Here is a 14,569-nt window from a genome sequence, read left to right as displayed (position 1 = left end):
CTTATTGCCACCCTCCCTACTAAAATGAAAGAAGGTCGCACAATGGCGACCTTCTTCTAATATGCGGTAAAGAAACGATTACTTGTCGTCTTCTTTATCTGATTTCGTTGCATCGAACATCACCGGTGTTGCAACGAACAACGATGAATACGTACCTACAAGAACACCCACGGTAATGGCGAAAATGAATCCGCGAATAGAGTCACCACCGAAGAACAAGATGATCAACAATACAACCATGGTAGTCATGGAAGTGTTCACCGTACGGCTAAGTGTTCCGTTCATTGCAGAGTTCAAGATGCTGCTCATTGCGCGCTTCTTGTGGTAGTGGCCGAAGTACTCACGAACGCGGTCGAATACAACCACGGTATCATTCAATGAGTAACCAATCACTGTAAGGATAGCCGCAACGAATGCTTGATCTACCTCCAACTGGAACGGCAAAACACCGTCGAAAATGGAGAAGATACCGAACACGATAATTACGTCGTGAAGCAATGCTGCAACCGCACCCAAAGAGTATTGCCACTTGCTGAATCGAATGAGGATGTACAAGAAGATGGCAAGTAGGGAGAACAATACCGCCCAGAATGCATCGCGCTCGATGTCATCTGCAATGGTAGGCCCCACCTGACGACTCGCTACGAGACCGATGGCCTCATCACCTTGAGCCATGAATACCTCTTCGCTCACAGGAGTTTTGAAGAATCCTTTCACCCCTTCGTATACTTTGTGCTGAATTTCAGCGTCAACACCTGTTTCAGCAACTTTGTACTTGGTTGTCAAGACAATTTGAGAAGATTCTCCCAAGGTCTTTACAATTGGAGTGTACACTTCCCCATCATCATCAACAAGCTGTGCACCCACACTCTCGCCAATCTCCGTAATATCTACAGGTTGATCAAAGCGAATCGTGTAGCTACGACCACCGACAAAGTCCACACCTTGATTCAATCCTTTCGTAAAGAGTGAACCTAAGGAAATAACGATAAGAATTGCACTGATAACGTAAGCAGTCTTACGCTTTCCAATGATGTCGAAGTTTACATTCTTCATCCATCCATCAGAAAACTTCGTACTGAAAGTAACCTTTGCCTTCTTGCTCAATCTCCATTCGTAAACCAAACGAGTAACGAAAATCGCACAGAACAATGAACTGAGGATACCGATAATCAATGTAGTTGCGAAACCACGGATAGGACCTGTACCGAATACGTAAAGGATAATCGCAGTGATCAAGGTCGTTAAGTTCGCATCGATAATCGCACTATAAGAGTACTTGTAACCATCGCGGATAGCCAATCTAACATCCTTACCGTTTGATAGTTCTTCACGGATACGCTCGTAGATAATTACGTTCGCATCTACCGCCATACCAATGGTTAGAACGATACCTGCCATACCAGGAAGGGTAAGAACGGCCTTCATACTTGCCAACATACCAAAGATGAAGAGCATGTTGAGAATAAGCGAGATATCAGCAACGATACCTGCGAAGTTGTAGTAAAGAATCATGTACAACATCACTACAATAAGAGCGATGAGGAAAGAGTTGAAGGAAGCGCGAATCGCCTCTTCACCGAGGGTTGGTCCAACTACCTCTGATTGAACAATGTGAGTTGGCACTGGAAGCTTACCCGCACGAAGTACGGTAGCAAGGTCTTTTGCTTCTTCTACAGTGAATGAACCAGAAATCTCTGTACGACCACCTGGAATCTCGCTGTTCACACTTGGTGCAGAGTAAACCACTCCGTCCAATGTAATAGCGATATAACCACGCTTACCGTTACCATCAAGTTGAGATGGGTGACCTGGTACATCGAAAATATCTTGCTCTTCCGCCAAGCGACCGGTAAGTTGCTTCCAAAGGTTAGAACCCACGGCGTTCATGGCAATGCTCACATTTGGTCGACCCATTTGGTCAAAGTCCTGACGAGCATCGGTAATCACATCACCTTCCAATTCTGGAGAGTTATCACGGTTACCTGCAAGCGCCACCAAGCCAACAAAGTTTGAACCTTTGGTTGGACGGTTCCATGCCCACTTCACATAGCGGAATTGAGCAGGGAGAAGCGAGCGAATCTCCGGCATACGGAGGTAGCTGTTAATCAAAGCGGTATCCTTCACCTGTGCATAACCGATGAATGGACCTGCTTGCCAACTGTTGTTCTGATCTAGATTTGGCGAGAAGATTGTCCAAATTGGGTTGAACATATTCTGAAGAGAATCCGCCTCAGCCATAGCCGCTGCAGAGTCAACCTCAGTGGTTTCACCTGTTGAATCTTCTTCAATACCTGCGAATTCGGAAGCGTCGAAACCACTATCGGTAGAATCTGAAGCCGATTGTGCTGCTACCGCTTTCTTGAACTCTTCTGGTACTTCAACAATACCGCGAAGACGCTCATTCACGTCAGACAGATAGTTTCCAATTTCATAGGCCTTGTAAGCCTTCCAGAACTCCAATCGCGCCGTTTGTTGAAGGATTTCCTTCACGCGCTCTGGATCTTTCACACCTGGAAGTTCAACCAAAATTCGACCTGAACCTTCCAAACGCTGAACGTTTGGTTGAATCACACCAAATTGGTCAATACGAGCTTTCAAGACTGTATACACCTCGTCTACCGCATCACTTACGTACTGCGAAACGAGTGTTTTAACTTGATCGTTTGTAGCGTTAAACCCAATGCGCTCAGTAATTCTCTGAGTGCCAAAGAAGCCTGGATCCGCGTACTTACGTACTCCTCCTGACTTAGCTAGGATAGCGTCAAATTCTTGGAAAAATAGGTCAACATAAGCATCTTGACTGCTTGTTGATGCTGAATCTGTGCGGGCCAAAGCCTGCATAAACATTGGATCCTGAGTATCATCTGCAAGTAGATGCAAGATGTCGCGAACGGAAACTTCCATGATAACGTTCATACCTCCTCGAAGGTCCAAACCAAGGTTAAGCTCCCGATCCTTCACTTCGGCATATGTATAGGTCATTGACTCAAAGCCAAGACTATATACCTCTTGGGTCAACATAGAATCCAAGTAGTTCTGCTTGCGTTCGGCATCTCCTGCCGCAACTTCAGTTGCGTCGTTCTCCACCTGGTTGGCGAAGTACGTGAAGGAGAGTTCCCACAAACAAACTACAGCGAAGACGATCGCAAATAAGCGGATCACGCCTTTGTTCTGCATGATAGCGTGTTTTTAGCGTAAAGGGTTTTCGAATAACGCGCAAATATATAGAACTTCATTTCATATATCCCAATTTCCGTTTACTCATTCCAACCCCATTGAAATCAACTATTTTTATACATTCACATTGCGATAAAACTTTACACATGAAATATAAGCTACTCACCGCTCTATCTCTGTTGGGCATAACCACGTTTGCCCAGCAAACAACGAAGTTTGAAGAATTCCTTCAGCCCGATGTATTGGTGAATGGCACTACGCTTAAGAATGCCTTTTCAGGAGGCCTTCTATCCCCCCAATTCAACGAGATTGATTTGAACCTAGATGGTCAGATGGATTTGTTGGTATTTGACCGGGATGGTAATGTTCTTCTGCCTTTCGTTGCCACAGGATCTGGTTCGAATACTCATTATAAGTTCGCTCCTGAGTACAGAAAGGCCTTCCCAGAGGTAGTAAACTTTCTCGTAACAGCAGATTTTAACTGCGATGGGAAGATGGATATTTTTACCAGCAGATTGCAAGTGGCTATCGCAGTGTACGAAAATACGAGCACCACAGAATTGTCATTTAATTACGCCTTGGGGAATGATCCGTATTTAATGACGGATTTTATGAACGGAACAGACGGCAACGTCTATGTTTCTTCTATTGATGTTCCAGCTATTGTAGATGTGGACGGTGATGGCGACCTCGATATTTTGTCGTTTGAAACCAATGGTGTCCAAATCTACTTTCACGAAAACGTGAGTCCCAACCACTGTGGACTAGATTACTTGGTTACTCAAGATTGTTGGGGAGGTTTTCGAGAAGATTTAAACAGCAATGCCATTGAACTAGACGCGTGCATTACAGGTGCTGCTCCTCCGCAAGATCAACCAGAAGATGGGATGCACAGCGGTAGCACAATTTTGTCTTTCGACATCGACAACGACGGATTACACGATATGGTTTTGGGTGATGTTTCGTTCTCTACCGCGGTTCTTGCGATGAATGATGGAACTCCAGACAGCGCCTATATGAACTCACAGTCCATTCAATGGGCTCCAGATGGAAGCGTTCCAATTGACGTATTCCGATTCCCTTCTTTCTACTATCTGGATATTGATTTTGATGGGAAAAAGGATTTCATCACCGCTCCTAACGATATCGGCGTAAAGAACTTAAACCAGATTTGGACCTACCACAACAACTCATCTACCGCACAACCAAACTTCACTTTTACCGATAGCTCATTCCTTCAATCTTCTATGATTGATATGGGAGAAGGAGCGCATCCAACGTTTGTAGATTTGAATGGTGACAATGCTCTAGATATCGTGGTTGGAAATCGTGGAGTGTGGCACCCTGGAGGCGACTATGAATCCTCACTTTGGTACTTCAGAAATACTTCGAGTGGTGGTACAATCTCCTTTGAACTTGTCACTAAAAACCTAATATCAACAGCTGGTCTAAGCAATCCAACAGGTTACTACCCTGCTTTTGGAGATTTAGATGGTGATAACGACCAAGACCTCATTGTTGGACTAACAGATGGCACATTGCTCTATTACCTCAACACAGGAAGTATTCTAACCCCACAATTCACCCTACAATCTACTAGCTTCCAGTCCATTGATGTTGGATCTAACGCTGCTCCTGATTTGTTCGACATTGACGGCGACGGTCAGCTTGACTTAGTGATCGGCGAAAAGGATGGGTATATCAATTACTACCACAATTCCAATGGTACGTTTACTTTGGTAACCAATAGGTTTGGTGGCATTAACGCCGATCAAGCGGGCAATTCTCCGGGCTATTCCATGCCTCGTTTCTACGATTTCAACGGGAAGGAACAATTGATGGTCGGCAGTAAATCTTTCGGCATTACTCAATTCGATTCAGCAAGTTCCATTGTGGGCCAGCCAGCCTTTACCCAAGCCACTTTTGGTACGGGAAACACGTCTACCACCGGTTTTGAACTTACCCCGCTAGGCGCAGAGAAAAGAACGGGCAGGAATCAACTTCTATTCACGGCTCAAGAGCTTCAATCCATGGGCTTTACGGTAGGTCAAATCGAAGACATCGCATTCAACGTCTCTACGAATAACACCTCCAACAGCATCACGAATGGGATTATTGTTCGAATGAAAAACTCGTCGATGACAGAGTTAACCGCATTTGAAACCGGACTCACTGAAGTTTATAACGAACAATTACCGGTTTCTCCAGGATGGAACACCATCACCCTTCAAGAGCCTTTTGTATGGGATGGCACTTCAAACCTCGTCGTTGAAATTTGCTTCAGCAAAAACCTCCCCTTGGTAAACAATGATGTAGCTGCAACAGATGTAGGCTTTGGAGCGAATGCCTACGGTGATATTACGGGATACAACAACAACACTTCAAATGGTTGTGCTCAACCTTACAAGGCCGTATCTACACTTCGTCCAAATACGAGAATGACCATTCGCCCGATGACGCCTAGCGCAGGAGAGGTCCTTTCTGGTTGGGGCTATATGAATGCCGATTTTGCGGATCTCGACCTCGACGGTTTTCCTGAGATGTTGATAGGCGTGAACAATGGAGGAGTATTGTTGATGAAAGGGGAAAAGTATGATATCAGCATTCGCGAACCCAATACATTGACTCAGGCATCCATATATCCGAACCCAACAACGGGAAGAATCGTGGTAGACCTAGAGAACATCGATGGAGTTGGCTATCAAATCATTGATTTGAATGGTAAAGTTCACGCGAGAGGTGAATTCTCCCCATCCGGAGAACTAGATCTCTCTTCATGGAACACCGGAGTTTACATCCTTCAGATGGTAATCGACGGTAGCCCCACCTATGCCAAGATCATCTTACAAAAATGACACACGAATGGAAAGAGGCCTCAGGGCCTCTTCTTTTTTACGACGGACACTGTGCTTTGTGCAATGGCGCCGTATCCTTTATTCTCAAGCGCGATGTTCGCGTTCAATTCAAGATGGCTCCTCTTCAGGGAGTTACAGCACAATCATTTCTAAATAAGCACCCAGAATTGGCCGGCTTAGATTCTCTCATTCTATTGCACAATGGGAAGGTTTACACCCAGTCTGATGCCGCACTTCGCTGTGCTAGTATTATTGGAAGAGGTTGGCAGTTGACCAAGATCTTCTACCTCATTCCAAGAGGGTTTCGCAATTGGGTGTATGACGGAATTGCAAAGGTGCGTTACCGTTGGTTTGGCAAGTACGAAGCTTGCCCCCTCCCACCCCCTGAATGGCGTTCTCAATTTTTGCCATAAAAAAACCCCGACGATTAACGCCGGGGTTACTTATCTATTAGGCTCTTTTTAGAGCTCTAGAGCGTTGTTCATGTTGCGAACAGCTTCTGCACTCTTGTCAAAGAGAGCTTGCTCTTCAGCATTCAACTTGTAGTCAACGATTTCTTCCCAACCATTGCGACCAATAACAACAGGTACACCTTGGCAGATATCAGTTTGACCGTATTCACCTTCTAGGTAAACAGAACATGGCATGACCTTCTTTTGGTCGCGCACAATGGCTTCAACCAAAGCGGCACCAGCAGCACCAGGAGCATACCAAGCCGAAGTACCCAAAAGACCTGTAAGTGTAGCACCACCTACCATCGTTTCTTTCGCGACTTTCTCCAATTCTTCAGCAGAAAGGAAGTTAGAAGCTGGGGCACTGTTCTTGGTTGCCAAACGAGTCAATGGAAGCATAGTAGTATCACCGTGACCGGCAATAACAACACCTTGTACATCATTTGGATTGCAGTTCATCGCTTCAGACAAGCGGTACTTGAAGCGTGCGCTATCAAGAATACCACCCATACCGATCACGCGGTTCTTAGGAAGACCCGACGTTTTAACGGCGAGGTAAGTCATCGTATCCATTGGGTTAGAAATAACCACAATGATAGCCTCTGGAGAATGCTTGAGTACATTTTCTGTAACCGACTTAACGATACCTGCGTTAGTACCAATTAGCTCTTCACGCGTCATACCTGGCTTACGAGGAATACCAGAAGTGATCACAACAACAGATGAACCTGCTGTTTTAGAGTAATCGTTTGTAGAACCGATAACAGTAGAATTGAACCCGTTCAAAGTGGCACATTGGTTAAGGTCCATCGCCTTACCTTCTGCAAAACCTTCTTTGATATCGAGCAATACGATTTCATCGGCAAGCTCCTTCATAGCAGCGTATTCAGCAACACTAGCTCCTACGTTTCCAGCTCCGATCACAGAAATCTTCATGGGAAATATGGTATTAAATGAAAATTTGATTTTGGGACTGTAAAGGTACATCACAGATAGGTCTTATAATAGTGAACAGGGCGTTAATCTATCGCAAGTTCCTCTAAATGGGAGTATTGAATGGTGATGTTCACGCTCTTCGCCCTGCTTCTACATCTGAAATACTCCGTTCTCCCTTCGTGCCTATAAAAAAACCCCGACGAAATTCGTCGGGGTTCTTACTCAGCTTCAACGTCTGAAGTTAGACGTCAATTTTTGCATATTTCGCGTTCTTCTCGATGAACTCCCTACGAGGTGGAACATCGTCACCCATAAGCATTGAGAAGATTCGATCTGCTTCGGCAGCGTTTTCGATCGTTACTTGTTTCAACGTTCTGTGTTCTGGATTGAGCGTTGTATCCCACAACTGTGAGGCGTTCATCTCACCCAGACCTTTGTAACGCTGAATAGCTACTCCAGATTCTGAATCGCCACCCAATTCACGCGCTACAACCTCGCGTTGATCTTCGTTCCACGCATACTGCTGTTTATTGCCCTTCTTGAGCAAGTACAACGGTGGTGATGCGATATAAATATATCCGCTTTCAATCAACTCCTTCATATAACGGAAGAAGAAGGTCAAAATCAAAGTAGCAATGTGAGAACCGTCAACGTCGGCATCACACATAATTACAATCTTGTGATAACGGAGTTTTTCTGTATTCAGAGCCTTGCTATCTTCTTCGGTACCCACACTCACCCCAAGGGCCGTGAAGATGTTACGAATTTCTTCGTTTTCGAAGATTTTGTGATGCATGGCCTTCTCTACGTTCAGAATCTTACCACGCAATGGAAGAATTGCTTGGAACTTTCTATCGCGACCTTGTTTTGCCGTTCCACCCGCGGAGTCACCCTCTACTAGGAAGATTTCACATGCAGCTGGATCGGTTTCTGAACAGTCGGATAGTTTACCTGGCAATCCCGTAGAAGACATTACCGTCTTTCTCTGAACCATTTCACGAGCCTTACGTGCCGCAACACGAGCTCTTGCAGCCAAGATCACCTTTTGAACGATCATCTTCGCTTCATTCGGGTTCTCTTCGAGGAAGTTCGTGAGCATTTCACCCACCAACTGATCTACAGCACCACTCACCTCGCTGTTACCCAACTTGGTCTTGGTCTGTCCTTCAAATTGAGGCTCCATCACCTTAACTGAGATCACAGCCGTAAGTCCTTCACGGAAGTCATCACCAGCAACCTCAACCTTCTCTTTGGTTAAGATTCCACTCTCGTCTGCATATTTCTTAAGCGTACGAGTAAGCGCTCTACGGAAACCCGCAAGGTGAGTACCACCTTCATGCGTGTTAATGTTGTTCACATAAGAGTGAATGTTCTCTGCGTAGCTAGTGTTGTAGTGCATCGCCACTTCAACAGGAATATCATTGCGCTCACCTTCCATAAAGATCACGCGAGGCATCATCTTTTCTCTGTTCTGGTCGATAAACTCAACGAACTCTGCCAAGCCTCCTTCAGAGAAGAATCGCTCGGAAGTGAAGTTCCCATCGTCATCTTTTGAACGCTCATCTGTCAACGTGATGCTAATTCCTCTATTGAGGAACGCTAATTCACGCATACGTGCAGCGAGGATATCAAACTGGTATACCGTTTCGTAGAAAATAGACGCATCCGGTTGGAAAGTCACTACAGTACCGCGATAATCGGTCTCTCCAACTTCCTTTACAGGATACTTCGGAACACCAATCGAGTATTCTTGCTCGTATTTCTTTCCATTTCTGTGTACTTCTACCTTGAGATCGGTACTCAATGCATTCACACAAGATACACCCACACCGTGCAAACCACCCGAAACCTTGTAGGAATCTTTGTCGAATTTACCACCGGCGTGAAGCACAGTCATTACTACTTCAAGAGCAGAACGACCTTCTTTCTCGTGCATGTCCACAGGAATACCACGACCATCATCTTTAACAGTGATGGAATTTCCTTCGTGAATCGTAACGAAAATATTGCTGGCGTGCCCTGCCAATGCTTCGTCAATGGAGTTATCCACGACCTCATATACCAAGTGGTGTAGACCTTTAACACCCACATCACCGATATACATAGCAGGACGCTTGCGCACGGCCTCCAGACCTTCTAAGACCTGGATACTCGAGGCGCCGTATTCTTTCTTTTCTTCCATTCGTCTGTACAGTTTTACAAAAAGCCGTAAAACACAAAAATAACCATTACAATGAAGAAGAGGGGTTTACCCCCTCTCCAAAAACCGCGTTTTTCAACATTTTTATCAACACTGAGCTATTTTAAGGCTCTAAGTGTAGGCAGATAGACTTTTCTACTAAAATCGTAGAGCAAGTCCCAAAATAAAGCGTGTACCCTGAGCAGGGTATCCATACCACAGATCGTAATCTTGATTAAGTATGTTGTTGACACTCAAGTACGCACTCAAGAATTTGTTGTAACGGTACTCTGTGTAAAGCCTCCAATCATAGAAGGTAGGCATTTGAGCGGCCTCAAGATCCTCGTTGTCACCAAAACCAATTCTAGGTCCAGTAATCGTAAAGTCTGTTTTCAGTACAATCTTCTCTTTCCAAGTGTAAGCCGCATGAATCCCCCCTTTGAAGTCTGGCAAGTGATAGGCGATCTTCTCCTCTTCTCTTCCGTAGGCAAATACAGATGCATCTGCACTCACTTCAATTCCCGAAGGGTGATGATAGGTCAATTCTACTCGTGGAGAGAATACACTCATATCCGCATATTCAACATTTAAGTAAGGATCGAATCCTGTAAAGTAGGTTGCTGAATCTCTGTAGAAGAGTGCTCGGTTGGAGTAGATATTGTAATCCGCTTGAATGTTGTATCCAAAACGGCGACTAATTCTTCCGCTAAAGCCGAGGTATACCTTATTCACTCCTGTAGGTTGAACGAGGGTTCCTGGGGCGATATAAGGATTGAGAGTACTGATGACGTCGAGGCCATTCAAATCAACATCTCCAACCCATCCACCAAAGATGTTCAACACATCTCTTACCAAAGGCAATTCCGCCTTTAGATCGGGGAAGAAGTACAGTTTATTCACCGCTTGATCTTGGGTGAACTCTACTGAAGTCATGTTGGAACCCACAAACGCTAAGTTCAACCCAACCGTAAAGTAAATACCGTTGGTTTCCTTTCTCACATGTGGCTTGAATCGAATAGCATAGGCAGATGTGGAAGTACTGTCGGCCGCATAATTGAGATAATCTGCACCCACTCCCAAGTAAAGATCTAAGTCGCCTGCGGGAATGGTCCAATCCGACATCGCACTCACGAAGTTCTCACTCGCCCCGTATCGATCGTGTAAAAAGTAGTAACGAGCTCCAATACCTCTAAACGGATCGTTTCCACGGTTGGTGGTTCGCTCATAGCGAGCAGACGCCCCATACTTGTAGTAACGCTGGCGAGAAGGATCAGAATCAGTAAGCGTTTCATTCAAGCCGGCCATCTTCTCAATTCCATAATAACTGATGTCTCTCAAGTTGAGATCGATGTCGGCCTTTAAGCGCCAACGGGTATTTACATTCACTATTCCCGCACGAAGCTGGTTATTCATGGTGTAGTTATCGTTGAACACCGATCGGTCGCGCAAAGCACCGGTTGCAGTACTAAAGTGATCCAGTGCCAAAGACCAAGATGTGCTAACACTTCTAGAATTGGCGAGAATCAAGCTAAACTCTGGAGTAGTGTAGTTCCCCATGCCCAGCTTGACCATGTTCTCAGGCAATCGCTCGATCTTTGTTGTCGTAATTTGAGCGGCTGGAATCGGATCCAATTCCACCTTGGTCTGAACAATCCTGGGAGAGAAATCGTAGTCGACTTCTATTTTTTTAGTAGTTGTATCCTCGTAGTTCGGTTGCTGACTCAGCTTGTTTGCAGAGCGAACAGTGGCTTCATATCGTTCAAATACTTTCACCTCAACGTTGCCCACGCTCTCTTCTCCACCCGTAGGTTGACCTTGGGCGAAGGCCGTAGAACTCAGTACGACCGTCGCTATAACTGATAATCTTGCTGCAATTCTCATTGGTCGTTCATTTCAGGTTCGTCAATATCTTCCACATCGTCCAAGTTGATTTGAATCTCGGTGGTGTCCGTCTTTCCCGCCTCTTTATTAGCTTCCGCTATTTGGATTTTCTCCTTCAGAGCTCTTGCCCTTTGTACCACTTCTTCATTGTACTTCTCATCAATGATGAAGTCGAGCGTATATTGAGCTTGGAAAATATCATCGAGTTTCCAGTAATTCTCTCCCAAGGTGAGCAAGGCTTCATATCTCCACTTTTGATACGAAGGAAGGTTGTCAATCATCCAAAATATCTCTTCGTTCGATTCCTTGTATTGTCCCTCCATAGAGTGCCACAAGGCTACATGGTAACTGGCCTCTGCTCGTGCTTGTCCCGTAGCAGAATCGCGAAGCACCACATAAATTCGACGAGATTCCTCGAATCGATCTAGTTTCCACAACCCTCTCGCTTGGATCAGCAATCCCGCATTTCTATTTTGCTCCGTGAGGTTTGGATCCTTCAAGGTAATTTCAGCATAATTAACCGCTTGGTTCCACAGTTGAAGTTCAGCTGCTGCTTTCATTCGCCCTACACTGGCCGCGCGATAACGATCCGCATTCTGGGCAGATTGAATGACTTGATTATAGTTGGCAATCGCATCATCGTATCGAGCATCTGCCATCGCCAAATGGCCGAGCTGCAACCAAGCAACTTCTGAATAATCGTTCTCTGGTCCGGCAACTACTGCCTCATAGGCCTTTCTGGCCTTGCGGATATCGTTCGCCTTAAGTGCACATTCTGCTAAGTAGTTGTTGGCCTTAATCATGAAGATTCCATCAGGAAAACGCTGCAAGTAAGTTTCAAAGGCTGGAATAGCTTCTTCACAACTACCCAATCCATACTTCTCATAGGCCGAGGTGTATACGGTAGAATCTAGAGATGCTCTCTGAATATCCACAAAAGAAATCGACTCTACCCAATCCAAGTAATCCTCAATCTTACCTGCTCTATCGTACACTACTCGAGCAAAGCTGATTGCCTCACGTGCTTCATCTGTACTTGGATAGCGCTCCACAATTTCCTTGAAGGCATCAATCGACTTGTTGTAATCTCTATTGTTGCGGTGAATAATGGCAATTTGCAACAAGGCTCTTCTGGATTGAACCGAATTCGGATACAACTCCAAGAACTTGTTGAAGACCTCTAATGCCTCACTGTTCTTATCCATTCGAAGCAAGGTTGCTCCTAATTCGTAGCGGGCATCTGCAATTTGATTAGACGAAGGATAGGTGGTGAGCATTCGTCTCAATTCGGCTACCTTCTGTTCGTTCTGCCCATTCAACCCATAAGAAAGTGCTCGCTGGAATGAAGCGTAATCCGACTCCCTTCCTCTTCCAGAAATATACTTGGTATAATTAGGTATAGCCTGTGCGTATCTGCCTTGCATAAAGTACGAATCCCCCAAACGCAGGTTGGCGTCTTGTACTCTCGCGGCATCAGCTCTTCGGTTCTCCACAAATAAGCGGAACGCCGTTGCAGCAGCGTCATATTTCTCCATCATAAAGTGAGAGTAGGCCACATTGTATTGAGAAATCGGGAACTCCGACATTCCATACGCTCCTGTCTGATTTTGAAATACCGTGTATTCATCCAAAGCCGCTTGGTAATCCTTTCTTCGGTAGTGAATCTCGCCCAACCAGAAGTGAGAAAGCGCAGCGGTAGCAGAATTGATAGGGTAACGCAAACTAATCGTAAATGACTCAGCTGCCCTTCCCCACTGCGTTGCATTGTACAACTCCACACCTCGATAATAGGCTACCTTCTGATAGGCTTCACGCATAACCACGCTGCTCAACCCTGTAGCTTCAATGGCTTCCAAGGCATTCTCGTAATCTTTGGTGGTGATGTACAAGTTGGCCAATAACTCATTCACTTCATTCTTGTGAATGGAGTTCGGATACTTCTCTTTGAAATTCGACAGTGCATTGATGGCATTGTCAAATGGATTCGCCAACTCATACGAGAGCTTGGCATAATTGAAGTGAGCTTCCTCTACAATGGCTGGATCGCCTTGAGCTTCCATAGTTGCCTTAAAGGCAGAAAGTGCATTTTGCTTCTGACCTTCTTTTAGGTAACAATCAGCCAAGAGATAAAAGGCCGGTTGAGCCAACTCACGTGAATTGGCCGTTACCTTGTTCAAGCTCTCTAATGCCTCGGCATATCGACCAGCAGCATGTAAACACACCCCTAATTGATAGTGCTCTTTTTGACGCATCGCACCATCTCGCTCACGATACATTTCCAAGTATGGAAGTGCCTCAACGTATTGCTTTCTTCTGAAATACGCCTGAGCAACCAACTTCGCAATTTCCGCACTGCGAGTAGGTGTAGCATGGTCTAGCAGTTGATTACCCACTTCGAAAAGCTGGTCGTCATCTCCTGTTTGATAATAGATTTGAGCAAGGTAATAAGGAACCATCTGCCCAAAAGAAGGATCGTCTTTGAGCCCTTCAAATTCGCGCTTCGCCGTCACATAGTTGCTGTCGGCATAATTTAAGTGTGCATAGTAGTACTTTGCAGAAGGCGCCAGCGAAGAGCTGCCATCCTTGATTTCGCGAAACGCCGCTTTTGCCTCTGGAGATTGTTCCAACATAAAGTGAGAATACCCCTTCTTGAAATAGTACGTGGCTTTATCGTTTGCTCGCATTTCACGAACATCCATCTTATCCAACCACTCCAAAGCATTGCGGTAGCGTTTGCGGTTGAAGAGATAATCCGCGGTTGCCCACAATGCATCATATCGATACGAGCTTGTTGGGTGCTCCGCTAGAAAATCACTCACGCGATCTTCCGCATCTCTATTCATCAACTTTACCGCACACATCGCACGGTGAAAAGCCGCTTTCTCCACAAGGTCTGTTTTTTCATTCGGTGAATGATCAATCACTTCTTCGAAGCGTTCTGCAGCCGCAGCATACATTTGTTGATCATAAAGCACCTTCCCATCATCATACACCTTGGTCAACGACAGCTCCCAATCTGTTAGCTGAGCAAAGGCGGAAACCGTTGCCAACGCTAGGAAACTCAAGGTCCAACACAATTTTTTCAT

Annotated in this window: 7 protein-coding genes; 2 read left to right on the top strand and 5 right to left on the bottom strand. The window is 45.4% G+C overall.

Annotated elements, in window-relative coordinates:
• Positions 1 to 78 precede the first annotated feature (78 nt).
• Complete coding sequence (secDF, locus tag F8C82_RS01910; protein WP_151691748.1) at positions 79 to 3,180, bottom strand: protein translocase subunit SecDF; 3,102 nt, start codon at positions 3,178 to 3,180, stop codon at positions 79 to 81.
• A gap of 146 nt (positions 3,181 to 3,326) precedes the next feature.
• Between secDF and F8C82_RS01905 the strand changes: the two genes are divergently transcribed.
• Positions 3,327 to 6,035 (top strand): T9SS type A sorting domain-containing protein, encoded by a 2,709-nt coding sequence (locus F8C82_RS01905; RefSeq protein ID WP_151691747.1) that lies wholly within the window; start codon positions 3,327 to 3,329, stop codon positions 6,033 to 6,035.
• Positions 6,032 to 6,448, top strand: a complete 417-nt coding sequence (locus tag F8C82_RS01900; protein ID WP_151691746.1) for a thiol-disulfide oxidoreductase DCC family protein — start codon at positions 6,032 to 6,034, stop codon at positions 6,446 to 6,448. Before F8C82_RS01905 ends, F8C82_RS01900 begins: the two co-directional genes overlap by 4 nt.
• 48 nt (positions 6,449 to 6,496) lie before the next feature.
• Here the strand turns inward: F8C82_RS01900 and mdh are convergent, their stop codons facing one another.
• From mdh to F8C82_RS01880, 4 genes are all read right to left on the bottom strand, one after another.
• On the bottom strand, positions 6,497 to 7,423 hold the full coding sequence (gene mdh, locus F8C82_RS01895) for a malate dehydrogenase (RefSeq protein ID WP_151691745.1): 927 nt from the start codon (positions 7,421 to 7,423) through the stop codon (positions 6,497 to 6,499).
• A gap of 241 nt (positions 7,424 to 7,664) precedes the next feature.
• Positions 7,665 to 9,605, bottom strand: coding sequence for a DNA topoisomerase (ATP-hydrolyzing) subunit B (gyrB, locus tag F8C82_RS01890; protein WP_151691744.1), 1,941 nt, complete (start codon positions 9,603 to 9,605; stop codon positions 7,665 to 7,667).
• A gap of 156 nt (positions 9,606 to 9,761) precedes the next feature.
• Positions 9,762 to 11,483 (bottom strand): TonB-dependent receptor, encoded by a 1,722-nt coding sequence (locus F8C82_RS01885; RefSeq protein WP_151691743.1) that lies wholly within the window; start codon positions 11,481 to 11,483, stop codon positions 9,762 to 9,764.
• On the bottom strand, positions 11,480 to 14,569 hold the full coding sequence (locus F8C82_RS01880) for a tetratricopeptide repeat protein (protein WP_151691742.1): 3,090 nt from the start codon (positions 14,567 to 14,569) through the stop codon (positions 11,480 to 11,482). Before F8C82_RS01880 ends, F8C82_RS01885 begins: the two co-directional genes overlap by 4 nt.

The sequence above is a fragment of the Phaeocystidibacter marisrubri genome (assembly GCF_008933165.1).
GTDB classification, from domain to species: domain Bacteria; phylum Bacteroidota; class Bacteroidia; order Flavobacteriales; family Schleiferiaceae; genus Phaeocystidibacter; species Phaeocystidibacter marisrubri.
The sequence above is the reverse complement of the archived record's forward strand: the minus strand, read 5'-3'. Positions and strand labels throughout refer to the sequence as shown.

Bases quoted from the DNA above. Each gene is read 5' to 3' on its own strand.
- F8C82_RS01885 (WP_151691743.1), bottom strand. From the start codon at position 11,483: ATGAGAATTGCAGCAAGATTATCAGTTATAGCGACGGTCGTACTGAGT.
- F8C82_RS01900 (WP_151691746.1), top strand. From the start codon at position 6,032: ATGACACACGAATGGAAAGAGGCCTCAGGGCCTCTTCTTTTTTACGAC.
- gyrB (WP_151691744.1), bottom strand. From the start codon at position 9,605: ATGGAAGAAAAGAAAGAATACGGCGCCTCGAGTATCCAGGTCTTAGAA.
- secDF (WP_151691748.1), bottom strand. From the start codon at position 3,180: ATGCAGAACAAAGGCGTGATCCGCTTATTTGCGATCGTCTTCGCTGTA.
- mdh (WP_151691745.1), bottom strand. From the start codon at position 7,423: ATGAAGATTTCTGTGATCGGAGCTGGAAACGTAGGAGCTAGTGTTGCT.
- F8C82_RS01905 (WP_151691747.1), top strand. From the start codon at position 3,327: ATGAAATATAAGCTACTCACCGCTCTATCTCTGTTGGGCATAACCACG.
- F8C82_RS01880 (WP_151691742.1), bottom strand. From the start codon at position 14,569: ATGAAAAAATTGTGTTGGACCTTGAGTTTCCTAGCGTTGGCAACGGTT.